Raw genomic sequence first — 13,356 nt, forward strand, 5'->3', positions numbered from 1 at the left:
GGTCGATGGGGGCGATGCTCCGCTCGAAGGACGGCTTAAGCTCAACTTCCTGCAGTCGCGGCGGGTGGCCTGGGAGTTGTATGGCCTGGCCGGGTTCTCGGACGCCAGTCCGGCGGTCGGTGGCGGGCTGCTGGTGATGTACCAGTTTTAATCCATGCTGCCGCTGCGGTAGCCTGATGAATCAATAACCACCCTGCTGAAACCGGCCTTGGCGAAGACTTCTTCAATGGCTTTCTGCAGCAGCGGGTTGGCGGTTACGGCTGCCAACTCCTGCTGACCGAGCTCCAGCCGTACCCCATCACCGAGACAACGGGCGCGTACCAGCCTACATCCCATGCTGTGCAGTTCTTCCTCGCAGGATTCCACCCGCCGTAGATCTGCGTCGGTAAGCGGGTTGTTGTGGAGAAAACGGGTCAGCAGACAACTCTGGGCCGGCCTGTCCCAGCCGGGCAATCCCAGCTGACGGCTTACGGAGCGGATCTCGGCCTTGCTGAATCCAAGCTCGGCCAGTGGTGAGCCCACCGCCAGTTCCTGCAGTGCGCGGCGGCCGGGACGATGGGCCTGGAGGTCATCGAGGTTGCTGCCGTCAATCAGGCTCCAGCTATGGTCTGCGTCAGAGAGAGACGCAAGCTGACGAAGGCAGAGCATGATGATGCTTGATTTACAGAGGTAACAACGATCAGACGGGTTGGTATGTAGCTCAGGCAGCTCTGACCAGTCCAGCCGCAGCTCTATCTGGCGAATGCCGATCTGCTGTGCCAGTTTACGGGCCGCCTGCAACTCCCCTCGCAACTGCATCGGCCCGTGAATGGTGATGGCAACGGCCCGGTCACCCAGTGCATCATGGGCTGCCTTTGCCAGCAGGGTCGAGTCGACGCCGCCGGAAAAGGCCACCCCCAGAGGGCCTCTGCTGCTCAGTTGGGTGATCAGTTGCTGATAGTGCTGCATGGCTTCCGGTTCCTTAAAGCACAAAACGCCCGATGAAGGGCGTTTTGTGTGTGGTATGTGGTCTCGTGTGGCTAGTCGAACACGCCGGTGGACAGATAACGCTCACCGGTGTCCGGCAGCACCACCACCAGATGTTTGCCGCTGCCCAGCCGCTTGGCCAGGTTTAGCGCCCCGCTCAGGGCTGCGCCGCAGGAGATGCCTGCCAGAATACCTTCCTCACGTGCCAGTCGCCGGGCATAGGCAAAGGCCTCCTCGTTGGTAACGGTGATGATCTCGTCATAGATGCTGGTGTTCAACACATCCGGTATGAAACCGGCGCCGATCCCCTGGATCTTGTGTGGGGCAGGCTGGCCACCGGACAGTACTGCCGAATCGGCCGGTTCTACCGCAGCAATCCTGATCTGCGGGTTGTGCTGGCGCAGTACCTCGCCGGTGCCAGTGATGGTGCCGCCGGTGCCGACCCCGGCCACAAAGCCGTCGATGCTTCTGCCGGCCATGGCGCGGATGATCTCCGGTCCGGTGGTGCGGCGGTGCATCTCGGGATTGGCCGGGTTCTTGAACTGTTGGGGCAGCAGGCAGCGCCGCTCGGCGGCGATCTCTTCAGCCCGTTGCACCGCCCCTTTCATCCCCAGGCTGCCAGGGGTCAGCACCAGTTCGGCGCCGTAGGCGGCCAGCAATCGGCGACGTTCCAGAGACATGGTTTCCGGCATGGTCAGGATCAGGCGGTAGCCCTTGACGGCGCAGACCAGGGCCAGACCGATGCCGGTATTGCCGCTGGTCGGTTCCGCCACGGTGGCGCCTGGCTTCAGGCATCCGTCAGCCTCGGCCGCCTCGATCATGGCCAGGGCGATCCGGTCCTTGACGCTGCCGCCGGGGTTGCCGGCCTCCAGCTTGGCGTAGATGGTGGCCATACCCGGTTGCGTCAGTTTATTCAAGCGCACCAGTCGGGTGTTGCCGATGGCCTGTATGCAGGAGTCAATCGGAGGGTGCATGGGATATCCTGCTTGATCGGTTAGATGTAGTACATGAAGCGGTGATCCTGCTCTTTTTTGACGCCCATATCGTGGCCGCGCTGGCAGAGGGTCTGCAGGGTCATCTTGCCGAACAGTTCAGACAGCAGGTCGTTGGCGTCCTTCCAGACGGTCTGGGTGACGCAGTTGCCCTCAAAAGGACACTCGTTCTTACGGCGACGCTTTTTGCCCTCACCGCCACAATCCACCATCAGCACATCCTGTTCGGTGGCCTTGATAATCTCCAACACTGTGATCTGTTCCGGCTTTTTTGCCAGTGCGTAGCCGCCCTGGGGGCCGCGTTTGCTCTTGAGGATGCCGGCTCGTTTCAGGCTCTGAAAGATCTGTTCGAGATAGCGGGGGGAAATTTCCTGGCGGCGGGAGATGTCCTGAATCTGGGACGGTGAACCGTTGCCGTTGTAGGCGATATCGAACAGTGCCCGCAGGCCGTACCGGCTCTTGGTTGACAACCGCATGAAAACCTCCTGGTAAGTGCTACGTAGGTGATTGCCGGTCTGATATAGGATACAACAGCGCTGTTGTCAAGAAAATTGCCGGGAAAGTGCTGCCTATTCTACTGAACTGCCATGACCCATCAGGGGGCCGTGAGCGGCGCTCGCGCCACGGTAACGCATAGGACCGCTGCCGCTCCGGCCTGCAGCAGGCAGCGTGAGCATTCGGCCAGGGTAGCGCCGGTGGTAAAGACATCGTCCACCAGGAGCACCCGTTTGTTTATGAGAACTGTCGAGTCAGGCACTGAAAAGGCGCCCCGCAGATTGATTGCGCGCTGCTCGGCCGATAGTTCGGTCTGGGAGGTGGTGTAGCGGGTGCGCTGCAAGAGTTGCCGTTGCAGCGGCAGCTGCCATTCTTTTTGCAGGATCTCGGCCAGCAGCAGTGACTGGTTGAAGCCGCGCTGGCGTAGTCTGCGGGGATGTAGCGGTACCGGCGCCACTAGGTCGGCATTGGATTCGGCAACAAAACCGCCGAGCTGCCGGGCAGTCAACAGCGCCAGCGGGCGTCGCAGGTGGAAACGGTGACGGTACTTGAAGGCGTGGATCAGGTCGCGACAGCCACCATCAAAGAGCACGGCGGACCGGGCCGCTTCCCACGTAGGCGGCTGCAGCAGACAGGCGCCGCAGGGGTGGTCGTGGCCTGCGCCAGCAAAGGGTTGTCCGCAGATGCTGCAGCAGGGGGACGACAGCAACGGCAGTTGATCGTGACAGGCCGGGCAGAGGTGCAGCGGCCCGGCCTCGGGGATGAAGCAGCGGCAAAGGTGGCAGCGGGGAGGCAGCGCCAGGTCCAACAGTGCCTTGCCCAGCTTGCGGGCTGCAGTGAGCATGGGGGGTGCGGCTAGAAGCCGAGCTCGGCGTTGACCACCACAACGTGCAGGTCGGTCAGGCGCGGCTTGCGTTCGATGATGGTGGTCACGCGACAGATCCGCTCTGCTGAGTTGCAGTTGCTGCAGAAGCCGGTGCTGGCGCAAGGGGTCTTGACCTTGAGTCGCTTGCTGTTGGGTGGCGCAGCCCAGGTCTTGACCCGCTGGATTGCATCCTGCACCGTGCCGTCCACCAGCTTGTTGCGACCAACCACCACAATCACCTTGCGGGGGCCGAACTGCATGGCGCCCACCCGGTTGCCGACACCGTCGATGTTGACCAGCTCGCCCCGTAGTGTGAGTGCGTTGGTGCTGCAGAGGAACAGGTCGCAGGTCAATTCCCGGCGCAGGATGATCTGTTTTTCGTCCGGTGAGAGGGATGGGTTGCCATGGTTGAGGATCTCCTTGCCGGCGGCCGCCAGTTTCGGCTCCACCCCCAGCCCGGCGATGGTCATCGAGCCGCCGAAGCCTACAGAGTGGGCATCGGCAGCCTGCTGCAGGATGTAGTCGGCGGCTGCTTGCGGGGCTGCGCAGTAGACGGCGGTGAAGCCGTTGGTCTCAAGGGCGGCCACCGCCTTGCGGCATTTCTGTTCCCAACTCCAGCTGATCAGTTCTTCGGTCATGGTCATGGTGCTACTCCTTGTGGCGTTTGGGCAGGCGCAGGATGAAGGTGGTGCCGCGTCCGGGTTCGCTGTCAACCTCGATGGTGCCGTTGTGGGCCGCCACCAGTTCGCGGACAATGGCCAGGCCAAGCCCCAGGCCGCCCTGCGCCCCTTTGTAAAAGCGTTCAAAGATATGCGGCAGCAGCTCCGGAGAGATGCCGTGGCCGTTGTCGCTCAGTTCGATGACGGCGGTCTGGTCGGTCTCCGTGGCCCGCAGTTCGACCCGGCCCTGATCGGGTAGTGCCTTGAGGGCGTTGGTCAGCAGGTTGATCAGGATCTGGCTCAAGCGGTCCGGGTCGGCCCAGACGGTCAACCCGTCGGGGCAGGCCACCACGATCCGGGCCTGTTTGTCCTCAGCCAGTCGGCCAAAGCGGGTGGCAATCCCCTCGCAGAGCAGCTTGAGCTGCACCTCTTCCCGCTGTAGGCTCAGAAAGCTGGCCTCAGCCCTGGACAGTTCGTCCACCCCGTCCAGGATGGCGGTCAGACGGCCGGTTTCCTGATGCAACGACTGCAGCGCCTCCGGTGAGCTGGGCAGCACCCCGTCCAGCATGCCTTCCAGTTCGCCACGGATCACCATCAGCGGGGTGCGCAGCTCATGGGCGGCATTGGAGACCAGTTGCTTACGCAGCCGTTCATGGCCCTCCAGTGAGTCGGCCATGGTGTTGAAGGCGGTTGCCAGGCGGCCGATCTCGTCATTGGTGTTGAGCGGCACCCGTTGTCCCAGGTCGCCGCTGGCGATCCCTTCGGCTGCGGTGGTTAGGCGTTGCAGGGGACGCGACAGCCGGCGGGCCAGCAGTACGCTCAGCAACACGGCCAAAAGACCCATGCCGGCGGTGGAATAGAGCAGAAACAGGTTTGAGGAGCGGATGAACAGCTCCTCCTTGATCGGCCTCGGTATGCGCACCTCAAGGAGGCCGATTTCCTGGCCCTGCAGGAACAGTGGGTAGGGGTGATAGTCGTCCGGGGCAGCCTCAGGGCGTCCCTCGGTGGAGGCGCTGATCCGCTTGCGCATCAGCGGTGGCAGGCCGCTTAAGGCCTGGTCGGTGGTTATGAGCAGCTGGCCCTGGTGGTCATACAGTCTGATCTCGAAGCCCATCTGGTGGGCCCAGATCAGGTCGTTGGCCAACACCGGCGCCTGCCAGCGGTTCTGTTCGGCAAATCGTCCTTCCAGCACCGCCAGCACCTGATAGAGCCGGTCAATGCTCCTGCCCTCGGCAAAGGCCTTGAAATCACGTATGATAAAGCTCCGCAACAGCACCCCGGAGGAGAGCGCGATCAGGGTCACCAGCAAGAGCGGCAGCAGTATCTTGCGTTGCAGGCTAAAGGACATCCCGTTCTCCGCTGAACAGGTAGCCGACGCCGTAGACGGTTTTGATCAGCTCAGGATTGCGGCTGTCGGTCTCGATCTTCTGGCGCAGATTTTTGATATGGGCGTCCACGCTGCGTTCGTAGCCCTCAAACTGGTAGCCCAGGGCCTTGGAGACTAGTTCGTCACGGGTAAAGGTGCGGCCCGGGGCGGCTGCCAGGGTTGCCAGCAGCTTGAATTCGGTGGGAGTAATCGCCACGGCCTGGCCGTGTCGGGTCAGGGTATGGCGCCTGGCGTCCAGCACCAGGGTTCCCTGGTTGAAGCTTGCCGGTCGTTCACCGCCGCTGGCGTCGCTGCGTTTCAGCACCGCCTTGACCCGGTAGACCAGCTCGCGGGGGGAAGCCGGCTTGACCACGTAGTCGTCGGCACCCAGGGCAAAGCCGGTGATCCGTTCCTCTTCCGATGCCTTGGCGGTGAGCATGATCACCGGCAGGTCGCCCAGCTCCTTCAGGTCCTGGCACAGCTCCTCGCCACTACGGTCCGGCAGGCCCAAGTCCAGCACCACCGCCAGCGGCAGCTCCTGTTGGGCCTTTTCCAGCGCAGCGGCGGCGGTATCAACGTGGATCACCCGAAAATCGGCCCCTTCCAGATAGGCCTTAATGATCCGGGCGATCTTGAGATCATCTTCTACGATCAGAATCGGGCGTTGCATGACAGCTCCGTTCGGCAGGAGATGGTGGGCAGTATAGCACAGCCGGGGCCGTCAGTCAGGCGGGAACTGTGTCTAGAGGATTGAGCGGATGCGACCGGAACGGCGATCGATAATCACGGTGTCCAGCAGCGTGCCGTTCTTGTCGACGATGTTGGCCTTGAAGTGGCGGGGACGTTCTTCGAGATTGCTGATCGTCACCTGGTCGGCGCCAAACAGCTGCAGCAGGCGCTCACGGGCCTCTGCTGCGCTGTGCACCGGTTGCCGGGCGCCGTAGCGGTCGGCATGCCGTTTAGGGCAGTAGGCGCCGTAGGGGCTGCGTCCCGGGCCGAGACCAAGGCCCTTGCCGGGGCCATGCCAGCCGCGTCCCGGCATAAATGGCCGTTCTTCAGGCTCTAGGGCTGCGGACGGTTGCGCAAGCAACAGCAGTACAAGCAGGGATAACAGGTATGTCAGGGCTGTTTTGGGCATAATGTTTGTGTGTGCAGCCGGCCGCCGCAGGTTGTACGGGGCCGGCTGCAGTCAGGGTTGCTGGTGCTCGATTACTTGGAAGCTGGGGGCGGTGCGGTCATCAGCGGGCAGTCCTGTGTCATGCCACCCATCATGCCACCACGCATCCCTTTGCCGCCTCTTTTACCCATCTTGCCCATCGGAAGACCGGATTTGGTGCGGGCATCGATCATCTTCTTGCGCAGCTCAGCCACCTCGCCCTGCAGCTTGGTGATCTTGTCGCTGTTCGGTTTTTCCTGCAGATACTCCTTCTGCAACTCAAAATGCTTGTTCATCATCTCCTGGCGGATCGGCAGGGTTTCAGCGGCAAACTTCTTGTACTGCTCGGCATAGGGGCCGGATACCATACCCGGACCCATGCCCATGCCGCCACGGGCGAAGGCTGAGCCGGTGATGGCCAGTGCTGCTACTACGGTCAGTGCTACCAGTGATTTTTTCATGATTCGTTCCTCCTTGGGTTTCGTGTTCCGCAAAGAACCTCGTTAAGATGGTTCCACCTTAGCAACCCGATGGGAAGATCTGATGAAGCAATTGTGAATGATTATGAATGTTTCATTGCACTGCGCACCAGTTCAGCCAGACAGCTGATAAAGGTGGGCGAATCGTTCAGCGATTCGATGCGTCGGAAGGTGCTGATCCCCAGTTTACTGGCCTCTTCGGCGTACTCAATGTCGATCTCGTGCAGGGTCTCGATATGGTCGGACACAAAGGAGAGCGGCACCACCAGCAGGTTTTTGCAGCCCCGAGCGGCCAGTTGTTTTAGCATGTCGTCGGTGGAGGGCTCCAGCCACTTCACCGGTCCGGCCCGGGATTGAAAGGCCAGATGGTGTGACACGTCACTGAAGCGCTCCATCACCAATCGTACCGTTGACTGAATATGCTCAAGATAGGGATCGCCCTCGTCGATGAACGATTGGGGCAGCGAGTGGGCTGAAAACAGCAACTGCACCTGGCTTCGGTCCGCAAAACCGGCTATCCCGGCCTCGACTTTTTCCGCCAGGGCCTGGATGTAGAGCGGATGGTCGTAAAAGTGGGGGATACGGACGACGTCGAGCTGCAGCCCCGATGCTGCCAGCTGACGATCCAGGTCGTTAAAGCTGGAACCGCTGGTGGCCCGCGAGTAGTGGGGGTAGAGCGACAGCGCCACGATCCGCGTTGCGCCGCTCTGTCGTGCTTGGGTTAGGGCCTGGGCGGTGAAGGGCTGCCAGTAGCGCATGGCCGGAAAACAGGGCAGTCCCAGCTCCGCAGACAGGGCATCGGCCTGGGCCTGGGTCAGCTCACGGATCGGCGACTTGCCGCCGATCTCGCGGTATTTCTCCACCACCGCCGGGGTGCGCCGCTTCACAATCAGTCGGGCGATCAGCGGCTGCAGCCAGGCCGGGCCGATCTTGATGATCTCCCGGTCGGAAAACAGATTCAGCAGAAAGGGATGCACCGCAGAGAGAGCATCAGGCCCCCCCATCTGCAGCAGTAGTACGGCAGTCTTCTCCATTACCTGCTCTCCTTCCGCTTACCGCTTCGCCAGCCAGACCATCAGCAGACCGCCACCACCAGCCACCGACAAAACACCCTCGCGGGCCCGGGCCAGTACTTCGCCGTACAGGGCGTCGGGTGGCACTGCCAGACGCCAGTAGCCGTAGAGGACCAGTGTTACACCGGCGAGTAACAGTAGGTGCGGTGTGCGTGTCATGGTTAATAATAGCCTGCAGTGAAGTTGTACAGCTCTATCTCCTGGTTGCGGCTGCCCTGGGAGGCTGTGGTAAAGCCGTAATAAAAGCTGGCTGGCACGGTTACGGTGCGTTGAATGGTCGGTGGGCCGGGGTTGGAGCAATCAGTACAGTCGATCCATACCCGCACCAGGCCGGTGGCTTGTGTGATATCAATCCGTGCCTTGTGCCTGCCGGTAAGGGTGCCGTTTTCAAACCAGCGCACGGCGTCAAGATTTGTGCCTGAGCGATAGCCGCATGATGGTGGTGTAGCTAAAGGTAGCACGCTGCATTGTCCTGCATCGTGGTCTGAGTCACCAATCTGCACTGCAACATGGTTACGGCTGCCGCCACCGGCAATCGGGTCGTTGGTGCTGTCCTTATACGCGTCCAGTTCTATGGCCACCGTGTCGGGGCCAATGCCGTCATAACCAAGCGGGCGTGACCCACAGACCAAGGTTGGTGAGCCTATAGAGCTATTGTACATGACGAAGCTGAAGCCATTGCCGTAGTCACCACTGTCAAGCCTGGTTTCTTCGTTAAAGACGAACTCAAAATAGACGCTGAAGGTTTTGCCTGTCGGTATTGATATCGGGGTGGCGCTCCAGCTGCAACCCGCATCGGTACCCTTGGTGGTGATGATAGTGTAGGTTTCAGTTGCAGGATCATAGACAAACTGAACCTTATTTGAGGGCGGGCCGACGAAATCTTCTAGCGATACGGGTAGGTTTGTGGTGCCGCAGTTGACGACTTTTAGATTGTAGGTGCGGTTGACAGTTGTTGCGATTGGCTGGTGGTTGTCTTTTAGTGTGGTGGTAACTTGATAGGTGGCGCCTGGGGTGTTGGGGGTTTTTGTATTTAGCGGTAGAGTAAGGGTTCCAGTCGTTGAGTTAATTTGAATCCAAGATGGAGGTGCGACCAGAGACCAAGTGTAGTTGGGAACTCCACCACCGGCGAAGAGGGTAGCGGAATAAGTATCACTATCTTTACAGGCGCTCGGCAGTTCGTTGTTGACGATACGCAACCGACCGCCAGTGGCGCCGTAGCAGCCGGACCGGCTTTTCAGCTCATCGAGGGTAACAACACGGTAGATGTCGCTGATTTTTAGATCAGGCCCAGCAGTAAGCGCCTGGGATGTCTCCGGTGTCGAATCGGTTTTGAAGTCATCGCCTCCACTCAGGATGATGAAGGCAATATTGTTGTAGGATGCTGCTGTTCTGCCGCAGAGTCCACCGGTTGATGAGTCAGCCAGGTTAGCGTCGTAGGCGTACACCAGCGGTCTACCCCAGGCATCATTAGGGTTGGTAAACAGAGTGGTGATCTCGTCTGTTGTGGCTGTTTTCTTTGGCAGCCGTCCATTGGCCACCGCCCAGCTGATAATCGCATCCACGTTGTTGTTGATGATCGTCTTGGTGTCGTTGATCTTACCCCGCTTGACCAGCGGCCCCACCAGCGCTGAACCGGCCATTACCAGCACACCGATCAGCATCAGCAGGACGATCACATTCATGAGTGACATGCCGGAGCGGGAATGGGTGAAGGGTGATGGCATACGAGGCGTCCTTAATTACCGTTGTGCATGGCCTGGATGGTAGGCATTTTTGCTGGCCGCGTCCAGTACATTTGCCAGGTGGTGGGTAAGGCTTTTAACGCAAAGAGCATCAAGAGCAGGACGCAAAGGCGCGAAATTTACTGCTCTAAAAGCCAATCCGCCGCATTACAGACGGTAATGTTTTCAGGGGATACAGTTGGCGTAGGAGGTGTAAGCGTAATCAGGAAGAGTCCGGCTTGCGGATAGTCCTGTGCAGCATCTTGCAATGCCCTGATTTCTCTGCTCATGGTTGTTGGATCATCCAGATTGACACAGACCTGGATCAACGCTTCCGATCCTTCAGGATAGCGGGCATGAAAATCAACCTCAAAGCCATTTTTTGTACGCAGATAAGAAATCACCGCTCCTCTGCGTACAAGCTCAATATATACGCCTGTTTCAAGGGCATGGCCCAGATTGGTTTTTCCTGACCGGTCAAAGACCGGAATCAGACCCGTGTCTATCGGATAACATTTTCGAGGGTTTACTCTGCGACGGCGTTCAGAATCACTGGCTAACGTAATTGTTTGCAGCAGAAAGGTGTCCTCCAGGAAAGCCAGGTAGGCATGCAGCGTGTCTTTACCGACGGCAATGCCTTGTGATTTTAAGTCGGCATGAAACTTGTTGATGCTGAAGGTGCCGGCAGCGTTGCCTAACAGCTGGCGCACCATCCAGCGCAGCACGACCGGCTGGCTAATGGCGTGTCGCTCCACAATGTCTCGTAGCAGCACAACATCAACGTAGTTGTTCAGCAGCGTAGTGCGGTTGCGGCTATCAAGCCCCTGTGCCTCAGGAAAGCCGCCTTGTGACAGGTACGTTAGCAATTGGCTGTCCAGCAGTGATCGTTGGGCCTTGGTCAGGCGGTCTGCTGTTTTTTGCGGTTCACGTCCGGCGTGGCGCAAGCTTTCACGAAAGCTGAAAGGCAGCACAACTGCTTCCAAGGCGCGTCCGCGCATGCTGGTAGCAACTTCACGTGAAAGCATCTGCGCAGATGAGCCAGACAGGAACAGATCAACTGATTCGCTATCAAGCATACGCCGGGCAAATTGTTCCCAACCGGGCACAAGCTGGATTTCGTCAAGAAAAAAAGCTGCCCGGCGTTGATCCCGCCACTCGGGATACAGACGGTAGTACTCCTCCAGTACGATAGAGAGGTCAGCAGCTTGCAAGCCAGCCAGTCGTTCATCTTCAAAGCTGAAATAGAGCAGCCCTTCTGGTGCTGTCCCCTGGGCTTGGCGATCAGTCATAATCTGCCAGAGCAGGCTGGTTTTGCCAGCCCGACGCATACCGATCACAGCGGTTGCCTTGTTTGCAACCTTTGGCAGCCAGGTGTCGCGACGGGTTAAGGTCGGGGGAGGGGATGCAATGGCGTCTACGATCTTCTGGCGGATTATCTGGCGAAAGTGGTCTTTCATGAAGGTTAATATACTAGAAATATGTCTTTGTGAAAAGGATATATTTGTGGGTATGGTGTAAGGCGTTTTAACGCAGAGAACAGCAGAGCAAGACGCAAAGGCGCAGAGAAAATAATTACTACGGGTTGATAGTGAGGACAAAGGCCTTATTGGCTTTGTTTGCAGCAGCAGTAGCGCCATCGCGAACGAAAATTTTGAAATAGTGACTGCCGCCAATCGTTGGGGTGCCATTCACGACAAGTTGTGTGGCACTACCCCAGGTCGTATGCGTAGAACAGTTTGACGAGAAGATCGTTAATAACGCTGCTCCAGTGGCACTGTTTTGCCTGAAGGCTAGAGTTGCCGGGGCAGATGCGCTCGTTGTTTCAACGCACCATTGATAATTTGATGACCCGAGACCGCCGTCTGCAACAACGTAGACATCAGGGTAGGGGCTACTTAAGCTTCCATAGGGCAATTCATTATTCACGATACGCAGTTGCGGCCCCTGGCAGCCCACCTTGGTACGCAGTTCATCCAGCGTTGCCCAGCGGACAAGGTCATTGGCTGTGTCTGCGCAGACTGGGGTAGTTGCAGTGCGTGGGCCTGAACTGACAGCAGTCCCGCTAGGTGGACATGCGCTAAAGGTGCTGTTGGCCGCAGCGTCATCACTCTGGCTGAAGACAGCGTACACAACGTTCTGGATGCTGGCGCCGGTATTGTGATCGGTCAGTGTGATGTTCGTGGTGCGGCGTCCGCAAATAGTATCTTTGGTTATTGCGGGTGCTGCGCCTGGGCAGGCAACTGAATCTGTAGATGCAAAACGGCAATCGTAAAGATAGATGAAATCTCGTCCCCATGCGTCGGCTGGTGTTCGCACAACGCCTTTGAAATCAGAAGTACCTCCAGCAACATCCGGCAGCCGGTTGTTACTTGAAGCCCAGCTGTTGATCGACTCCACCGCCGCCCCCAGGTTTTCACGGCTTTCCCGCACCTTGATGGCGCTCATCAGTGGCCCCACCATGGAAGTGCCCAGGCCGATCAACAGCCCGATCACCACCAGAGAAACCGCCAGTTCAACCAAGGTAAAGCCATTTGTGTCTGTAGGTCGTTGCATGGTGGCGATTCTACCTGATACTGCGGTAAATTCAAGCATTGGGTGGTTTTCTTTGCGCCTTTGCGTCTGCCTTTCGTTGTTCTTTGCGTTGGAAAGCCTTTTAACACAAAGGGGGGAAGGCGAGGCGCAAAGGCGCAGAGCAAGGCAAAAGGCACAAAAAAAGGAGGCCGATTGGCCTCCTCTTGATCAGTAAGTTTTGAAGTGTTTAGAACGTTCTGTCGAAGAGCCAAACAGCAGCCCGGTGAGTAATGGCCCACTCAGTGCCGGTCGCACCGTTTACATTTGTGTCCACAGGAACAACACCTGTACCGCTGAAAACAGCAGTTTTCCAATTAGTGTTTACATCGGCAGCACCAAGCAAGGTGGGTGCTGCGGTAACAGCTCTGAACTGACCGGCTGCTGCTTCTGCAACACCGTCAAAGGAGGCGTCCATTGATTTCATAATTTCAATCTGGTCAGCACTGAATACGGTAGCGCAGTCTTCAGTTCCACAAACAAGCATGGCATTGCGTGTGCCAGATGTAACAGTTGTGTTGCCAAAGTACACCCAGAAGTTCATGCCGCCAACCACCATAGGGTTTGCAGGCGGGTACTGCATGGTTTTTGTCAGTTCGCCAATTGCAGAATGAGCGGCATCTTGTTCGGTAGTTGTAGTGGTTTGGTCGCCGATAACGCCGTTGCGCATAGCGTCACCAGGTAGTCGGCCATTACGGTCGAGATATGCCATTGTCAGATTACGCCACGAGCTAACTGCAGCTGTAGCCTGTTTTGCCTGGGCGTTGACGATCAGATCCTGCCCCTTAATGACCGCGCCCAGGATGATACCGATGATGACCAGAACCACGGCCAGTTCTACCAGGGTAAAGCCTTTACTGTTACGCATCTGCTGCCTCCTGTTGGTTTGTATGGAATGCATGTACGATAAGGCTGATGTGACAAGGTGGTAATGCTAAATCAAAATACGTATTTGTCAAGATCGGTTAGCTGATGAAAAAAATCAAGAAAAAAGTATGTTTTTCGGTGCTTGC

General features: G+C 58.3%; 15 protein-coding genes. All 15 read right to left on the bottom strand.

Annotated elements, in window-relative coordinates; translation table 11 throughout:
- Positions 1 to 147 precede the first annotated feature (147 nt).
- The gene (gene larE, locus RBQ93_RS12000) at positions 148 to 948 is read right to left on the bottom strand and encodes an ATP-dependent sacrificial sulfur transferase LarE (protein WP_320372355.1); all 801 of its coding nucleotides are present in this window, start codon (positions 946 to 948) and stop codon (positions 148 to 150) included.
- A 71-nt stretch (positions 949 to 1,019) separates the two neighbouring features.
- Complete coding sequence (gene cysK, locus RBQ93_RS12005) at positions 1,020 to 1,940, bottom strand: cysteine synthase A (protein WP_320372356.1); 921 nt, start codon at positions 1,938 to 1,940, stop codon at positions 1,020 to 1,022.
- Positions 1,941 to 1,960: 20 nt separating this feature from the next.
- Positions 1,961 to 2,434: an RrF2 family transcriptional regulator gene (locus RBQ93_RS12010; RefSeq protein WP_320372357.1), complete on the bottom strand. Its 474-nt coding sequence runs from the start codon at positions 2,432 to 2,434 to the stop codon at positions 1,961 to 1,963.
- A 119-nt stretch (positions 2,435 to 2,553) separates the two neighbouring features.
- Positions 2,554 to 3,297, bottom strand: coding sequence for a ComF family protein (locus RBQ93_RS12015; RefSeq protein ID WP_320372358.1), 744 nt, complete (start codon positions 3,295 to 3,297; stop codon positions 2,554 to 2,556).
- A gap of 11 nt (positions 3,298 to 3,308) precedes the next feature.
- Positions 3,309 to 3,962, bottom strand: a complete 654-nt coding sequence (locus RBQ93_RS12020; protein WP_320372359.1) for a lactate utilization protein — start codon at positions 3,960 to 3,962, stop codon at positions 3,309 to 3,311.
- 4 nt (positions 3,963 to 3,966) lie between these two features.
- Complete coding sequence (locus RBQ93_RS12025) at positions 3,967 to 5,325, bottom strand: HAMP domain-containing sensor histidine kinase (RefSeq protein ID WP_320372360.1); 1,359 nt, start codon at positions 5,323 to 5,325, stop codon at positions 3,967 to 3,969.
- Positions 5,315 to 6,013, bottom strand: a complete 699-nt coding sequence (locus RBQ93_RS12030) for a response regulator transcription factor (RefSeq protein ID WP_320372361.1) — start codon at positions 6,011 to 6,013, stop codon at positions 5,315 to 5,317. The genes RBQ93_RS12025 and RBQ93_RS12030 overlap by 11 nt, the downstream gene beginning before the upstream one ends.
- A gap of 72 nt (positions 6,014 to 6,085) precedes the next feature.
- Positions 6,086 to 6,385 (bottom strand): hypothetical protein, encoded by a 300-nt coding sequence (locus tag RBQ93_RS12035; RefSeq protein WP_320372362.1) that lies wholly within the window; start codon positions 6,383 to 6,385, stop codon positions 6,086 to 6,088.
- Positions 6,386 to 6,552: 167 nt separating this feature from the next.
- On the bottom strand, positions 6,553 to 6,960 hold the full coding sequence (locus RBQ93_RS12040; RefSeq protein WP_320372363.1) for a hypothetical protein: 408 nt from the start codon (positions 6,958 to 6,960) through the stop codon (positions 6,553 to 6,555).
- Between the two features lie 101 nt (positions 6,961 to 7,061).
- Entirely contained in the window at positions 7,062 to 8,012 is a 951-nt protein-coding gene (gene hemH, locus RBQ93_RS12045; protein ID WP_320372364.1) for a ferrochelatase, read from the bottom strand.
- Positions 8,013 to 8,030: 18 nt separating this feature from the next.
- Positions 8,031 to 8,210, bottom strand: coding sequence for a hypothetical protein (locus tag RBQ93_RS12050; protein WP_320372365.1), 180 nt, complete (start codon positions 8,208 to 8,210; stop codon positions 8,031 to 8,033).
- 2 nt (positions 8,211 to 8,212) lie between these two features.
- The gene (locus RBQ93_RS12055; RefSeq protein WP_320372366.1) at positions 8,213 to 9,778 is read right to left on the bottom strand and encodes a lectin-like domain-containing protein; all 1,566 of its coding nucleotides are present in this window, start codon (positions 9,776 to 9,778) and stop codon (positions 8,213 to 8,215) included.
- A gap of 137 nt (positions 9,779 to 9,915) precedes the next feature.
- The gene (locus RBQ93_RS12060) at positions 9,916 to 11,232 is read right to left on the bottom strand and encodes an ATP-binding protein (protein WP_320372367.1); all 1,317 of its coding nucleotides are present in this window, start codon (positions 11,230 to 11,232) and stop codon (positions 9,916 to 9,918) included.
- A gap of 118 nt (positions 11,233 to 11,350) precedes the next feature.
- Entirely contained in the window at positions 11,351 to 12,367 is a 1,017-nt protein-coding gene (locus RBQ93_RS12065; protein ID WP_320372368.1) for a type II secretion system protein, read from the bottom strand.
- Positions 12,368 to 12,533: 166 nt separating this feature from the next.
- The gene (locus RBQ93_RS12070; RefSeq protein ID WP_320372369.1) at positions 12,534 to 13,211 is read right to left on the bottom strand and encodes a type II secretion system protein; all 678 of its coding nucleotides are present in this window, start codon (positions 13,209 to 13,211) and stop codon (positions 12,534 to 12,536) included.
- Between the last annotated feature and the right edge of the window lie 145 nt (positions 13,212 to 13,356).

This window comes from Trichlorobacter sp., assembly GCF_034008105.1.
In the GTDB taxonomy this organism is placed as follows: domain Bacteria; phylum Desulfobacterota; class Desulfuromonadia; order Geobacterales; family Pseudopelobacteraceae; genus Trichlorobacter.